Raw genomic sequence first — 12,905 nt, 5'->3', positions numbered from 1 at the left:
ATTGTCAATTATATTATTATGGCTTTAATTAAATCGGTAAGGGGCTTTACACCCAAAATTGGTAAAGATACATTCCTGGCAGACAACGCCACGATAATAGGTGATGTCGAAATAGGAGAAGGGTGCAGTATCTGGTTCGGAACGGTACTGCGCGGCGATGTCAATTCCATCCGCATCGGTAATGGCGTGAATATACAGGACGGATCTGTCCTGCACACGTTATATGAGAAATCGACCATTGAAATCGGCGACGATGTCTCGGTCGGCCATAACGTGACGATCCACGGGGCGAAAATATGCAACGGCGCCCTGATCGGGATGGGTTCGGTGGTGCTGGACCATGCCGTGATCGGCGAAGGGGCCATTGTGGCTGCCGGATCAGTCGTGTTGAGCAAAACAATCGTCGAGCCGGGAAGCATCTACGCCGGCGTACCGGCCAAATTCGTCAAGAAAGTGGACCCGGAACAGGCGAAAGAGATCAACCAGAAGATCGCCAAGAATTATCACATGTACTCATCCTGGTATAAAGAAGAAGGGGCGGAATAGATGAAAAAGATTGGATGGGCAATACTACTGCTTGCCTGTTGCATAGGAGGTTTTTTAGCATTGCCCTCCAATTATTACCTGCGCAGGGCGCTCACGCATTTCCTCCCCAAGATCGACCAATACCCGATCTTTGAGAACCGGATCGTGAAGGCGGGCGATCCGTCTCCCTGGAAACAGGCGGAGGCATACAACACTTGTTCGATTCCGGAGAAGTATCTTCCGGTCTTTGACGAATTAGGAACGGTGGCGTATGTCGTCATACAGGACAGTTCGTTGCTTTTCGAGCAATATTGGGAAGACTATTCGCCGGAATCGCACAGTAACTCGTTTTCGATGGCCAAAAGCATCGTGTCATTGGCTATCGGATGCGCCATTGATGACGGTTTGATCCGGGATGTGGACCAGCCGGTCAGTGACTTTTTTCCGGAATTCAACGGATATAACGGGAAAACGCTTACCATCCGCCACCTGCTGACAATGAGCGCGGGCGTCGATTTCCAGGAGGCTTATTCTTCACCTTTCTCCCCCACGACAAAACTGTATTACGGGAATGACCTGCACAAGATCGCGTTCGGCATGAAAGAGATAGCCGAACCGGGCGTAGACTTTATCTACCAGAGCGGCGTCACCCAGCTACTCGCTTTCTTAGTGGAGAAGGCGACAGGAGAAAGCGTCAGTTCGTATGTCTCCCGCAAACTATGGACCCCGATGCAAGCGGAAGAGAATGCCTTGTGGAGCTTAGACAAAAAGGACGGTATGGAAAAGGCCTATTGTTGCTTCAACAGCAATGCACGCGACTTTGCGCGTTTCGGTCAATTGCTCCTGAACGGGGGAAGCTGGAACGGCAGACAACTGATTTCGGAAAGCTACCTGAAAGAGGCGACGACGCCGGACAGTACGCTCCGCTTTGCGGAATACGACGAACCGAACCGTTGCTATGGTTTCCAGTTCTGGCATCTGAACTACAAAGGCATGGATATTCCGTACATGCGGGGAATACTCGGGCAATATGTCTTTATAATTCCCGATAAGAATGCAGTTGTCGTACGCCTTGGACACAAACGTAGCGACACCCGCACCGGACAACACTATCCGGATGACATCAACACTTGGCTGGACGCAGCATTGGAGATAATGGAACAAGGAAAACAAAACAATCATTGATGAAAGAATACAACTATCTCCTGATGGATCTGGACGGCACGATTACCGACCCAATGATCGGCATTACCCGGTGTGTCGAATATGCGTTGAACCATTTCGGCATACAAGTCAAGGACCTTCGGGAGCTCTGCCCTTTTATCGGGCCTCCCCTCTTGGATTCATTCCGGGAATTTTACCATTTTACGGATGAACAGGCGAAAGAGGCTGCGGCGAAATACCGGGAACGTTTTGCCGATACAGGCATTTACGAAAACAAGCTATACGAAGGGATGAAAGATTTTCTGGAGGAGGCAACCCGGCAAGGGCGCACCCTTATACTGGCAACATCCAAACCGACAGTCTTTGCCAAACGCATCCTGGACTATTTCGATATAGACCGCTACTTTACTTTTGTCGCCGGAAGCGGCCTGGACGGTTCTTTCTATACAAAAGGAGATGTAATCCGTCACGCATTGCAGAGCAATAACCTGACGGACCTCTCATCTGTTGTCATGATCGGCGACCGCAAGCACGACATCATCGGAGCCAAAGAAAACCAGCTCGACTCCATCGGTGTGCTTTACGGATATGGCGACCGGGCGGAATTATCTGCGGCTGGGGCCGATTATATCGTGACCGATATTGCAGAACTGCGCCGGCAACTCTTACATCAATAGCATAATCTTATCAGATACCGGCAGATAACATCTCCGCCGAACACTCCGACGCAATAAAGGATTCCCAAACGGTAGCCCTTCAGGTTACAGGAGACTTTCAACGCCTGGAACATCCAGACAAGTGTCCAGATCAGAAAGACAAAGGCAACAAGTGACAACCATATTCCGACAAGGAATCCGGGCTGTTGCATCATTTCTACCGGAGATCGGTTCATATCCATTTTTGCCAGATTCTGCATGGGAGGCAGAAATTCAAACAGATTCATAATGATCAACGGCAGCTGTGCAAACGCTACTGTTCCCAACACATCTATTAACCGGATGTGCGAACGGGACAAAAGCAAACCGCCCAGATAAAACAGAGCAGCAGGGACTAACCATACGACAAGATGTTCCACCGCATAACACCACCATGCCGGATTAGGAGCCGGCCCGAAATGTAATAACCCATGATAATGCCATGCCGAAAAATAACAGAGCACTGTTGAAACAACCATTCCCGTCAATCCCCAAAGTAAGGAATCTAACCCGGCAACCCGCTCAAACGGATTTACCAATCCGTACAAATACTGCTTTTTCATAATTTATTCCATTTTATTCAGTTTATCAATCAAATCATCCAATATATTCCGGACAGTAGGATAGCTGACACCGATATTCTTTGCCATATCCTTCAAACTGCCGCTCGACTTGATAAAGTCTACCACAAACTGCTGCTCTTTATCCGTCAGCTTGGCAAGTACAGGCAGCTCGAATGTGCCGCAGACTTCCGTTTCACACTCTCCGCAAAACATCCGGCTGACTAACAGCGGAGCATCGCAGGCAGGACATTGTAAAGGCAAACGCCTCTTTATTTCACTCATACATTTCACCTCCTATGATTATTTATATTTGTAATACTTCGCATCAAAAATACATATTACTTTATAAATACGCAAATATAATTGAATATTATTCATTATAAATTCAATATTATTAAACAGACATTAGATTTACAAGCAAGAAGGACTTATATATTCATCTGGCATAATATGCCGGTATTTAGAGAAATTCAACTACATTTGTGACAAAACTCATAAAAACTAAACAAGTTATATCATGAAAGTAAACAACCTGTGGATAACAGCCTTAGCATGCGGGCTTTCGTTATCAGCTTACGGACAACAGACAGGAGGCGGTATCTCTTCCGATATGTTGCAGGAAATCAAACAAGCTTACAAGGGAACACCGGCTGACAAAGCGATTCATAACGCTATCAGCAACAACGACATCAACAAGCTGGCAGTCAACAATGACAGTAAAAACAATTTCGACACCTACTTTTCCCATAAGGTGAATAGTAAAGGTATCACGAACCAGAAGTCATCCGGCCGTTGCTGGTTGTTCACAGGACTGAATGTCATACGCGCCCGGGCTATCGCTAAATATAATCTTCCGGAATTCGAACTGTCACAAAACTATAACTTCTTCTGGGACCAGTTGGAAAAGGCGAACCTCTTCCTGCAGGGAATCATCGACACACGGGAGAGGCCGATGGATGACAAGATGGTGGAATGGTTGTTCAAGAATCCGATCGGAGACGGCGGACAGTTTACCGGCATATCCGACAACCTGATGAAATATGGCGTTGTCCCTTCTGAAGTAATGGTTGAAACACATAGCAGCGACAATACCAGCCGTATGGCAAACCTGCTCGGACTGAAGTTGAAAGAATACGGATTGGCTTTGCGCGACGCCAAAAGTTCAAAGCCGGAAGCGTTGGCAAAACGTAAGACCGAGATGTTAGGGGAAATCTACCGTATGCTGGTCCTCAACCTGGGCGAACCACCTACGAAATTCACTTGGACCCGCAAGGACGCAAACGGCAAACCGGTGGAGACAAAGGAATATACGCCGCAATCATTCTATCAGGAATTTGTCGGCGAAGACCTGAAAAACAATTATGTCATGCTGATGAACGATCCGAGCCGCGACTACTATAAATTATACGAAATCGATTATGACCGCCATGCTTACGATGGCAAGAACTGGACGTATGTCAACCTCCCGATAGAAGATATCAAAGAGATGGCGATCGCTTCCATCAAGGACAGCACGATGATGTATTTCTCTTGCGATGTGGGTAAGTTCTTCGACCGCGAACGGGGTGCACTCGATGTAAACTATTATGATTACGGTTCATTGATGGGCACTACCTTCGGAATGGACAAGAAACAGCGCATCCAGACTTTCGCCAGCGGCTCCTCCCATGCCATGACTCTGATGGCTGTCGACCTGGACGCAAACGGCAAGCCTAAAAAATGGATGGTGGAAAACAGTTGGGGACCGGGTGCAAACAGCGGCCACCTGATTATGACGGACGAATGGTTCAACGAATATATGTTCCGCCTGGTCGTAAACAAAAAGTTTATCACCAACAAAGTAAAAGAGGTATTGAAACAGACTCCGACACGGTTACCGGCTTGGGACCCAATGTTTGCGGAAGAGGATTAATACATTACTTTTGGCTTGATCCAAACTATTATATAGCAAAACGACCAGCTCAGAAAGCATCTGAACTGGTCGTTTTTTATGAATAATTTATTTGCCTATCATTCAATCTCGACCCCAATCCGAAGGTTTTGCTCCCATTTGCAAAATAAGAGTTCCGCCAGCCATCAGATCGGCATGTGTCAGATAGCATTTATTATATGCTTTCCCGTTGAGTGTTGCATGCTGGATATAGATATTTTCGGGGCTGTTATCACGCGTCTCGACGACAAAGGTCTTTCCGGTTGCATATTTCGAATCCAGGCGGAACTCTACACGATCGAACACCGGACTTGTAATCTCGTAGCGCAAGTCACCCGGACAAACGGGATAAATACCGGCAGCAGCCAAGACATACCAGGCCGACATCTGTCCGACATCTTCATTTCCGACCAATCCAGTGACGGCATTGCGGTAAGCATTGCGGCAAATATCACGTGTCCATTTCTGGGTAAGCGCTGGTTCGTTCAGACGATTAAAGAGGAAAGGAACATGATGGACAGGCTCGTTGGCATGGTTGTAGTAAGCATTCCACAGATAATCATGCGGAGTCTTTTCAAACATATCCGTCAGGTCGGCCAGTACCTTTTCACGACCGCCCATGAGTTTGACCATACCGTCTATATCATGAGGTACAAACCACCCTTGCTGGTAAGCATTGCATTCCATACATCCGTACCATTCTTCCAACCGTCCCTTTTCCGGTAACGGGATGAAAGCTCCTTTCCCGTCACGCGGCCGGAACCATCCGTAGGCCGGATCAAAAAGCGAAGCGTAGGTCTGCGCCTGCCGGTCAAAGCGCTCCCGGTCGGCATCCTTCCCCAACCATCCGGCAAGCCGGGCCATGCACCAGTCAGTATAGGCATATTCCAATGTGTATGAAATTCCGGTATTTCCCGGAGTATATCCATCCGGCCCATTTCCAAACAGGCGCGAGGTATTAACAGCGTATTCGTATGCTTTCTCCACATCATAATCGCGGATTCCTTTCGAATAGGCATCGCATAAGACTGAGATCGCCGGATTACCCAGCATACATCCGGAGAAAGCATTCAGCAGTTCCCAACGTTCCAGATACTCATTGCCGCTTTGTGCGGCTATTTCGACCAGTGAGTTAATCAGGTCGTTCACCAATGTCGGATTGATAATTGTCTGAAGCGGCATCTGGCTGCGGAACACATCCCAGCCGCTGAATATGGTCCGTTTATTGAAACGCTCCGTCTGATGTACCTTTTTATCCGCTCCGGTATATTCACCGTTCACATCGCTACAGATACGCGGGTCGATCATTGTATGGTACAAAGCCGTATAAAAGGTTGTCTTATCGTCATCCGAACCACCGTCTATTTTCACTTTCGCCAGTTCGTTATCCCAAAGCCGGCTGCAAGCTACATACGTCTTATCGAAGTCCCAGTCTTTCATTTCAGCAGACAGGTTCTCTTCCGCATTCTTCAGGCTGGTAAAGGAGATACCGCTTTTAAGCAGGATTTCCTCGCCGGGTTTTGTTTCGAAATTGGCATAGAAGCCCAGGTGTTTGCCTTCAAACGAAGAAACGGCCGGATGGATAGCAGCCTGGCGGATCACTTCATGGTAACGCTCGCTTTCTATATCTTCCCGTTTACGGCTCCAACCATCGGGAATATCGGCCGACCAAACGCCATGTTCCCCGAAAGGACGTGAAAATTGGGCATAGAAATAAACGGTATAATCGGCCTTGCCATCTCCGTTTCCCCAACCTCCGCCATCGGGTGTGCACTGCATCCAGCCTCTGATGGTATGGTCGTCTACGACCTCTACCGACTGCCGGACGGAAGTTCCTCCCACACGGCGTGCCAGATCGATTTGTATGCGTGCTTCCTTACTTTCCGGGAAAGTGAAACGCAGCATCCCGCTATGGGGCAAAGCGGTTGCTTCCGCTTGAATCTGATAGTCGGTCAACCGGACGGAATAATATCCGGCCGCCGCTTTTTCCGATTGTTTATCATAACGCGAACGATAACCTCCATCCGGATTATCCGCCGTTCCTGCAAAAGTATGAAGAGGACCGATTGTCGGCATCACCAGGAAATTCCCTAAATCACCGTACCAACCGATACCGGACATCTGCGTAAAGGCAAAGCCTTCTATTGAAGTATGTTCATAGCTGTAACCGGAACCATTATCTCCACCGGTTATGGTATTGGGGCTGACCTGCACCATTCCGAAAGGGGCGGTCGCTCCGGGAAAAGTCTTCCCAAGGCCGTGATAACTCCCGGCTGCTTCGGTATTTGTAGTCGCACCGATAAAAGGATTTACATAAGATGATAACGGGCGGTCGCCGGCTTCCTGTTTTGGAGTATTACAGGAAAAGACTGGAACAGTCAATAATAATCCGAATGAGAATTGTCTAATAGTCATAGCTTACCAGATTTAAGAATATTATTAAAAACACAAATTACAGCAAGGGAGCGCTTTCCGGCACTCCCTTGAAAGAGCGGCCTATAAAGACAGCTCTTTTAATATTTTGTCTGTGACCCCGGCATTGCCGCTCACGAATTGCCCGGCACTGTTACCGACAGCATCCAAAACGTCATGATAGGCCAACAGCTCATTCATCTTGCCATCGAACTCGTCTTTTGAAGAAACAGAGAAACCGCCTCCGACCTGGATCAGGTCGCGGGCTTCCTTGAACTTCTGGTATCGCGGACCGAACAAAACGGGAATGCCGTACACAGCAGCTTCCAACGTATTATGGATACCGGCACCAAAACCGCCTCCGATATAAGCAATCGTCCCATACCGGTAGATGGAGGACAACAGCCCGAAACTGTCTATTATCAGACAGTCCTTTCCTTCCATCAGGCTCTTATCCTGCATCGCGTCGGACAGGCGGACGGAGGGACGCTTCAACAGCGATTCGATATACATCAGATGTTCCCGGTGTATCTCATGCGGAGCGATGATCAGTTTGATCTCCGTATGTTCATTGAAATACGGAATCAGAATATCCTCATCATGCGGCCATGAACTTCCGGCGATCAGCGTAGGTTGCTTCTCTCCGCCTCCATTGGTCACGAACCGTTCTACATTCGGCAATTCACGCGCCTGGTTACGGACATCCAACACCCGGTCGAAACGCGTATCGCCACAAACAGTCACATTCTTGATTCCATACTTTTCAAGCAATTCCCTGGAACGCTCATCCTGCACGAACAGATGATTGAAGCAATACAGCATCTTCCGGTAAGGCGCTCCGAACCATTGGAAAAACAATTGGTCCGGACGGAAAATAGCCGAAATGATGTAAACCGGTATTCCCCGTTTCTTCAACTCATGCAGATAATTTCCCCAGAACTCATACTTGATGAAAACGGCAACCGCCGGATTTGCTAAATTCAGGAACTTCTTTACCCGATAAGGCGTATCGAAAGGCAGGTAGCAGATCACATCCGCCCCGTTATAATTCTTCCGCACCTCATAACCCGAAGGGGAAAAGAAAGTCAGCAGTATCTTATATTCCGGATGCTGCGCCTTGATTTTCTCAATCAGCGGGCGCCCCTGCTCGAACTCTCCCAATGAAGAAGCATGAAACCAAATATACTTCGCCTTCCTGTCTATCTTCTCACGAAGAATACTATTGGTTTTCCACTGTCCGAGACGCATCATGCGCGCCTTCTTATGGAAAGGGGAAATCAATGCGACAATAAAGGCATAGAAATGTATGAGTATGCTATACATGAATTATTTAAGTATTTCGATAGCCCGCTGGATACGGCGGATAGACTCTTCTTTACCCAAGGCTTCCGTGATATCGAAGATATGCGGGCCTTTACCTTCGCCGACAAGGGCCAGGCGGGTTGCATTCATGATGTTCCCTAAATGATAGCCTTTGCTTTCGATCCAGGCTTTTACCTCTTCTTCCGTACCTTCGATATCGAACGGTTCGCGGGTACGAAGCACTTCTATCAGTTCCGCCAACTGGACGGCGCTATCTTCTTTCCAACGTTTCTTACGTGTCTTTTCATCATATTCGGTCGGAGCGATAAAGAAGAAAGAGCAAAGCTCCCACAAGTCTTTGATAAAAGTAGCGCGGTCTTTCATCATCGCAACCACCTTTTCCACATAAGCCGGTTCAGCTTTCACACCGTGGCTTTCGAGAATCGGCATAAAGAGGGTGGCCGCTTCCTTATTATCCATCATCTGGATATAATGGTGATTGAACCATTTTCCTTTTTCATAATCGAACTTGGCGCCACTCTTGCTGCAACGGCCCAGATCGAAATATTTGATCAGCTCGTCCATGCTCATCACTTCCTGGTCGTTACCCGGGTTCCAGCCCAGCAGGGCAAGGAAGTTCACGACTGCTTCCGGCAGGTAACCGCTTTCACGATAGCCGGAAGAGACTTCGCCGCTCTTCGGATCATGCCATTCCAACGGGAATACGGGGAATCCCAGACGGTCACCGTCGCGTTTGCTCAGTTTACCGTTTCCTTCCGGTTTCAGCAACAAAGCCAAATGCGCAAACTGCGGCATCGTATCCGCCCAACCGAAATAACGGTACAGCAGCACATGAAGCGGAGCGCTCGGCAACCACTCCTCACCACGAATCACGTGAGTGACTTCCATCAAATGGTCGTCCACGATATTCGCCAAGTGATAAGTAGGCAGCTGGTCGGCTGATTTGTATAATACTTTATCGTCAAGGATAGAAGAGTTGATAACCACTTCGGCACGAATCAGGTCGTTCACATGGATATCTTCGTCCGGTTCGATCTTTACACGGACTACATATTGTTTACCGGCGTCTATCAGTGCTTTCACCTCTTCTTCCGAAAGAGTCAGCGAGTTACGCATCTGCATACGGGTGGATGCATCATACTGGAAATTGGGGATTTCCTTCCGCTTGGCTTCCAACTCTTCAGGCGTGTCGAATGCAATATAAGCACAGCCATTGTTCAACAGCTGGTCGACATACTTCTTGTAAATATCCCGACGCTCACTCTGACGGTAAGGGCCGTAATTGCCTCCGAAGCCCACACCTTCGTCGAACTTGATTCCTAACCAGGTAAGAGCCTCGATAATATAGGCTTCCGCTCCGGGGACGAAACGTTGTGAATCGGTATCTTCTATACGGAGAATCAAGTCTCCACCATTCTGTTTGGCAAACAAATAATTGTATAAAGCTGTACGAACACCTCCGATATGCAGCGCTCCCGTAGGACTCGGTGCAAACCGGACTCTAACTTTCCTTTGAGTCATAATTCTTTCATTCTATAATAATGCGGCAAAAGTAGCCCTTTTTTTTCTCTTAGTAAACTTTTTTATGTACATTTCGCCTTTCAATGGATTTTACCGGACGCAGACGGGCACAGACTACGCAGAAGAACGCAGATTTATTTTCTTTTAAAACAAATTAATGATCTGCGTTCTTCTGCGTCATCTGCGATATCTGCGTCCGGTAATACAAACATAGTAGTCAATTACAAAAACAAGTTTTATGAAAGTAAAGAACTATAGCATACATCCCAGCGTCTATTTTATTGTGGCGGCATTGTTGATCGCTTACTTCTTTCCCCGGGAAGGGAAGTTCCGTTACCAGTTCTACGAAGGGAAACCCTGGCGATACGGACTGCTCACAGCTCCAAGCGATTTTCCCATTTATAAAACAGATGCCGAAATACAATCCGAACGCGACAGTGCGCTGAAGAAATTCGAACCCTATTACCGTGTGGATGCCACCATCGAATCCACCGAAATAGACAAGCTGCGTACGGACTACCATAACACGCTCAAAAACCGGGCGACTCCGACTTATATGCAGTACATCGAAAACAGCCTGCAAAAACTATACCGGGACGGCATCGTTTCCGCCCAAGACATGGAAGAACTCAAAAAAGAGGGATATCCCCGTATCAATCTGCTCGATAACAACGTGGCCCATCCCCGCCATAGCAGCGAGTTATTCACAGTCAAAACGGCCTACGAGTTCATCATCAACAACTGTCCCTCTTATCTGGAAAAGTCGGTATTGCAATCCTGCGATATCAATAATTACCTGACCGAGAATATCACGTATGACAAAACAACGTCGGACAAGGTTAGAGAAGACATTCTGAACAGTGTCCCGTTGGCAAACGGGATGGTGCAAGCCGGCGAGCGCATCGTCGACCGGGGTGAGATCATCGACAACCATACATATAACGTATTACGTTCTCTCAAGATCGTACATGAAAGCAAATCCGGAGGGACCCAGCGGCAAAGTATAATCCTCGGAGGCCAGTTCGTATTGGTATTCGGGATTCTCTTCTGTTTCTGGCTTTACTTGTGGTCTTTCCGGGTGAAGATACTACACAACAGGAGGAATGCACTGTTCCTCATCTTATGCGTATTTGTCAGTTGTATCATGACAGAACTCTGCGTGACCTACGGACTGTTTAATGTCTACATTCTTCCGTTTGCCATTGTGCCCATTGTGGTGCGTACGTTTTTCGATTCGCGTACAGCCTTGTTCACGCATCTGATCATTGTGCTGATCTGTTCGCTGATGGTTCCTTTCCCACATGAGTTCCTGTTGTTGCAGGTCATTGCGGGCATGGTGGTCACGTTCAGCCTGAGGGATTTGTATGAGCGCTCGCAGCTGATCCGTTGTGCTTTCTTCATCTTTATGTCGTATGCGCTCTGCTACATCAGCCTGTCTATTTACCAGGAAGCGGATTTCAAGAAAATCAACTGGATGATGATGCTCTATTTCGGTATCAACTTCATCTTGCTGATGTTTACCTATATATTAGTGTATATGTTGGAAAAAACGTTTGGCTATGTGTCGAGTATCACACTGGTCGAACTGTCCAATATCAACACGCCGATCCTGAAAAAGCTGTCGGAGACATCACCCGGGACTTTCCAGCATTCCCTGCAGGTCTCCATCCTTGCATCAGAGGCTGCGGCTGCCATCGGAGCCAACGCACAGCTTGTCCGTACGGGAGCGATGTATCATGACATCGGGAAAATGGCAAACCCGGCCTTTTTCACCGAAAACCAGAGCAGCGTCAATCCGCACAGCCAGCTCAGTTTCGACCAAAGCGCCAAAATCATCATCAACCATGTGAATGACGGAGTAAAATTTGCCGAAAAGGCTATGCTGCCGAAAGCAATCACCGACTTCATCCGTACCCATCACGGACGCGGAAAAGCCAAATACTTCTATAACTCCTTCAAGAACCAATATCCCGACCGCGAGATCGACGAAGAAACCTTCACCTATCCCGGCCCGAACCCGTTCTCGAAAGAAACAGCCGTTCTTATGATGGCCGACTCCGTCGAAGCAGCCTCCCGCAGCCTGAAAGAACACACCGAAGAAAACATCCGGGGGTTGGTCGACAAAATCATCGACGGTCAGATAGCCGACGGCTTGATGAAAAACGCCCCGCTGACTTTCAAAGATGTGGAAACCGTCAAGAACGTATTCGTAGAGAAACTAAAGATCATGTACCATACGCGGATCAGCTATCCGGACCTAAAGAAGTGAGATTCCCTCGAGCAGCCCTCCACAGGCATCCTCCAGCAAATCGAGGACCAGCTCGAAACCTTCCGCGCCGCTGTAGTAAGGATCGGGGACATAGTCATACAGCTTATTACGGGAATATTCCGTCATTTGATGTATCTTGGCAACCGATTCCAGATCCGGAGCTTTCCGTTTCAGGTCGTCTATGTTCCGATTGTCCATGCCGATGATCAGGTCGAAATCGAAAAAGTCTTCCGTACACACCGGGCGGGAAATGGAATCCAGCTTATATCCCCGGCGGGCAGCATGTGCACGCATACGCGGGTCTGCCTGTTCTCCTTCATGATACCCGATTATCCCGGCCGAGTCCACCTTGATCCGGTCACTCAATCCAGCATCCTGCACCAGCTTTTTCATCACTGCCTCCGCTGACGGAGAACGACAAATATTGCCTAAACAGACAAACAAAATCTTATATTCTTTTTTCTTTTCCATAATTTATCATCTATTAAGATAAGACGCACGGC

General features: G+C 48.0%; 11 protein-coding genes. 5 read left to right on the top strand and 6 right to left on the bottom strand.

Annotated features, from left to right (window positions below):
* The first annotated feature begins 18 nt into the window (after positions 1-18).
* Genes DWW90_RS04925 through DWW90_RS04915 form a run of 3 tightly spaced genes read left to right on the top strand, consistent with a single transcriptional unit; the run spans position 19 to position 2,366 of the window.
* Complete coding sequence (locus DWW90_RS04925) at positions 19-546, top strand: gamma carbonic anhydrase family protein (RefSeq protein ID WP_115497953.1); 528 nt, start codon at positions 19-21, stop codon at positions 544-546.
* On the top strand, positions 547-1,710 hold the full coding sequence (locus DWW90_RS04920; RefSeq protein ID WP_122344213.1) for a serine hydrolase: 1,164 nt from the start codon (positions 547-549) through the stop codon (positions 1,708-1,710).
* A complete protein-coding gene (locus DWW90_RS04915) occupies positions 1,710-2,366 on the top strand; it encodes an HAD family hydrolase (protein WP_115497840.1) in 657 nt (218 codons plus the stop codon). Before DWW90_RS04920 ends, DWW90_RS04915 begins: the two co-directional genes overlap by 1 nt.
* Here DWW90_RS04915 and DWW90_RS04910 read toward each other — a convergent pair.
* Positions 2,360-2,947: a YIP1 family protein gene (locus tag DWW90_RS04910; protein WP_122344212.1), complete on the bottom strand. Its 588-nt coding sequence runs from the start codon at positions 2,945-2,947 to the stop codon at positions 2,360-2,362. The two genes, DWW90_RS04915 and DWW90_RS04910, sit on opposite strands and share 7 nt — an antisense overlap.
* A gap of 3 nt (positions 2,948-2,950) precedes the next feature.
* Positions 2,951-3,229, bottom strand: coding sequence for a DUF2089 family protein (locus DWW90_RS04905; RefSeq protein WP_115497838.1), 279 nt, complete (start codon positions 3,227-3,229; stop codon positions 2,951-2,953).
* 235 nt (positions 3,230-3,464) lie between these two features.
* Between DWW90_RS04905 and DWW90_RS04900 the strand changes: the two genes are divergently transcribed.
* Positions 3,465-4,859: a C1 family peptidase gene (locus DWW90_RS04900; protein WP_122331038.1), complete on the top strand. Its 1,395-nt coding sequence runs from the start codon at positions 3,465-3,467 to the stop codon at positions 4,857-4,859.
* Between the two features lie 102 nt (positions 4,860-4,961).
* Here DWW90_RS04900 and DWW90_RS04895 read toward each other — a convergent pair whose 3' ends face one another.
* From DWW90_RS04895 to gltX, 3 genes are all read right to left on the bottom strand, one after another.
* Positions 4,962-7,292: a GH92 family glycosyl hydrolase gene (locus DWW90_RS04895; RefSeq protein ID WP_122344211.1), complete on the bottom strand. Its 2,331-nt coding sequence runs from the start codon at positions 7,290-7,292 to the stop codon at positions 4,962-4,964.
* An 81-nt stretch (positions 7,293-7,373) separates the two neighbouring features.
* Positions 7,374-8,612, bottom strand: coding sequence for a 3-deoxy-D-manno-octulosonic acid transferase (locus tag DWW90_RS04890; RefSeq protein WP_122344210.1), 1,239 nt, complete (start codon positions 8,610-8,612; stop codon positions 7,374-7,376).
* Positions 8,613-8,615: 3 nt separating this feature from the next.
* Positions 8,616-10,133, bottom strand: coding sequence for a glutamate--tRNA ligase (gene gltX / locus DWW90_RS04885; protein ID WP_122344209.1), 1,518 nt, complete (start codon positions 10,131-10,133; stop codon positions 8,616-8,618).
* Between the two features lie 238 nt (positions 10,134-10,371).
* Between gltX and DWW90_RS04880 the strand changes: the two genes are divergently transcribed.
* Positions 10,372-12,402, top strand: coding sequence for an HD family phosphohydrolase (locus DWW90_RS04880; RefSeq protein ID WP_122331032.1), 2,031 nt, complete (start codon positions 10,372-10,374; stop codon positions 12,400-12,402).
* Here DWW90_RS04880 and DWW90_RS04875 read toward each other — a convergent pair.
* Positions 12,391-12,873 (bottom strand): low molecular weight protein-tyrosine-phosphatase, encoded by a 483-nt coding sequence (locus tag DWW90_RS04875; RefSeq protein WP_122344208.1) that lies wholly within the window; start codon positions 12,871-12,873, stop codon positions 12,391-12,393. The two genes, DWW90_RS04880 and DWW90_RS04875, sit on opposite strands and share 12 nt — an antisense overlap.
* Positions 12,874-12,905: the final 32 nt, after the last annotated feature.

It is taken from the genome of Parabacteroides sp. AF17-28 (assembly GCF_003479205.1).
GTDB classification, from domain to species: domain Bacteria; phylum Bacteroidota; class Bacteroidia; order Bacteroidales; family Tannerellaceae; genus Parabacteroides; species Parabacteroides acidifaciens.
This window is presented reverse-complemented; position numbering and strand designations above follow the sequence as displayed.

Bases quoted from the DNA above. Each gene is read 5' to 3' on its own strand.
- DWW90_RS04925 (WP_115497953.1), top strand. From the start codon at position 19: ATGGCTTTAATTAAATCGGTAAGGGGCTTTACACCCAAAATTGGTAAA.
- DWW90_RS04920 (WP_122344213.1), top strand. From the start codon at position 547: ATGAAAAAGATTGGATGGGCAATACTACTGCTTGCCTGTTGCATAGGA.
- DWW90_RS04915 (WP_115497840.1), top strand. From the start codon at position 1,710: ATGAAAGAATACAACTATCTCCTGATGGATCTGGACGGCACGATTACC.
- DWW90_RS04910 (WP_122344212.1), bottom strand. From the start codon at position 2,947: ATGAAAAAGCAGTATTTGTACGGATTGGTAAATCCGTTTGAGCGGGTT.
- DWW90_RS04905 (WP_115497838.1), bottom strand. From the start codon at position 3,229: ATGAGTGAAATAAAGAGGCGTTTGCCTTTACAATGTCCTGCCTGCGAT.
- DWW90_RS04900 (WP_122331038.1), top strand. From the start codon at position 3,465: ATGAAAGTAAACAACCTGTGGATAACAGCCTTAGCATGCGGGCTTTCG.
- DWW90_RS04895 (WP_122344211.1), bottom strand. From the start codon at position 7,292: ATGACTATTAGACAATTCTCATTCGGATTATTATTGACTGTTCCAGTC.
- DWW90_RS04890 (WP_122344210.1), bottom strand. From the start codon at position 8,612: ATGTATAGCATACTCATACATTTCTATGCCTTTATTGTCGCATTGATT.
- gltX (WP_122344209.1), bottom strand. From the start codon at position 10,133: ATGACTCAAAGGAAAGTTAGAGTCCGGTTTGCACCGAGTCCTACGGGA.
- DWW90_RS04880 (WP_122331032.1), top strand. From the start codon at position 10,372: ATGAAAGTAAAGAACTATAGCATACATCCCAGCGTCTATTTTATTGTG.
- DWW90_RS04875 (WP_122344208.1), bottom strand. From the start codon at position 12,873: ATGGAAAAGAAAAAAGAATATAAGATTTTGTTTGTCTGTTTAGGCAAT.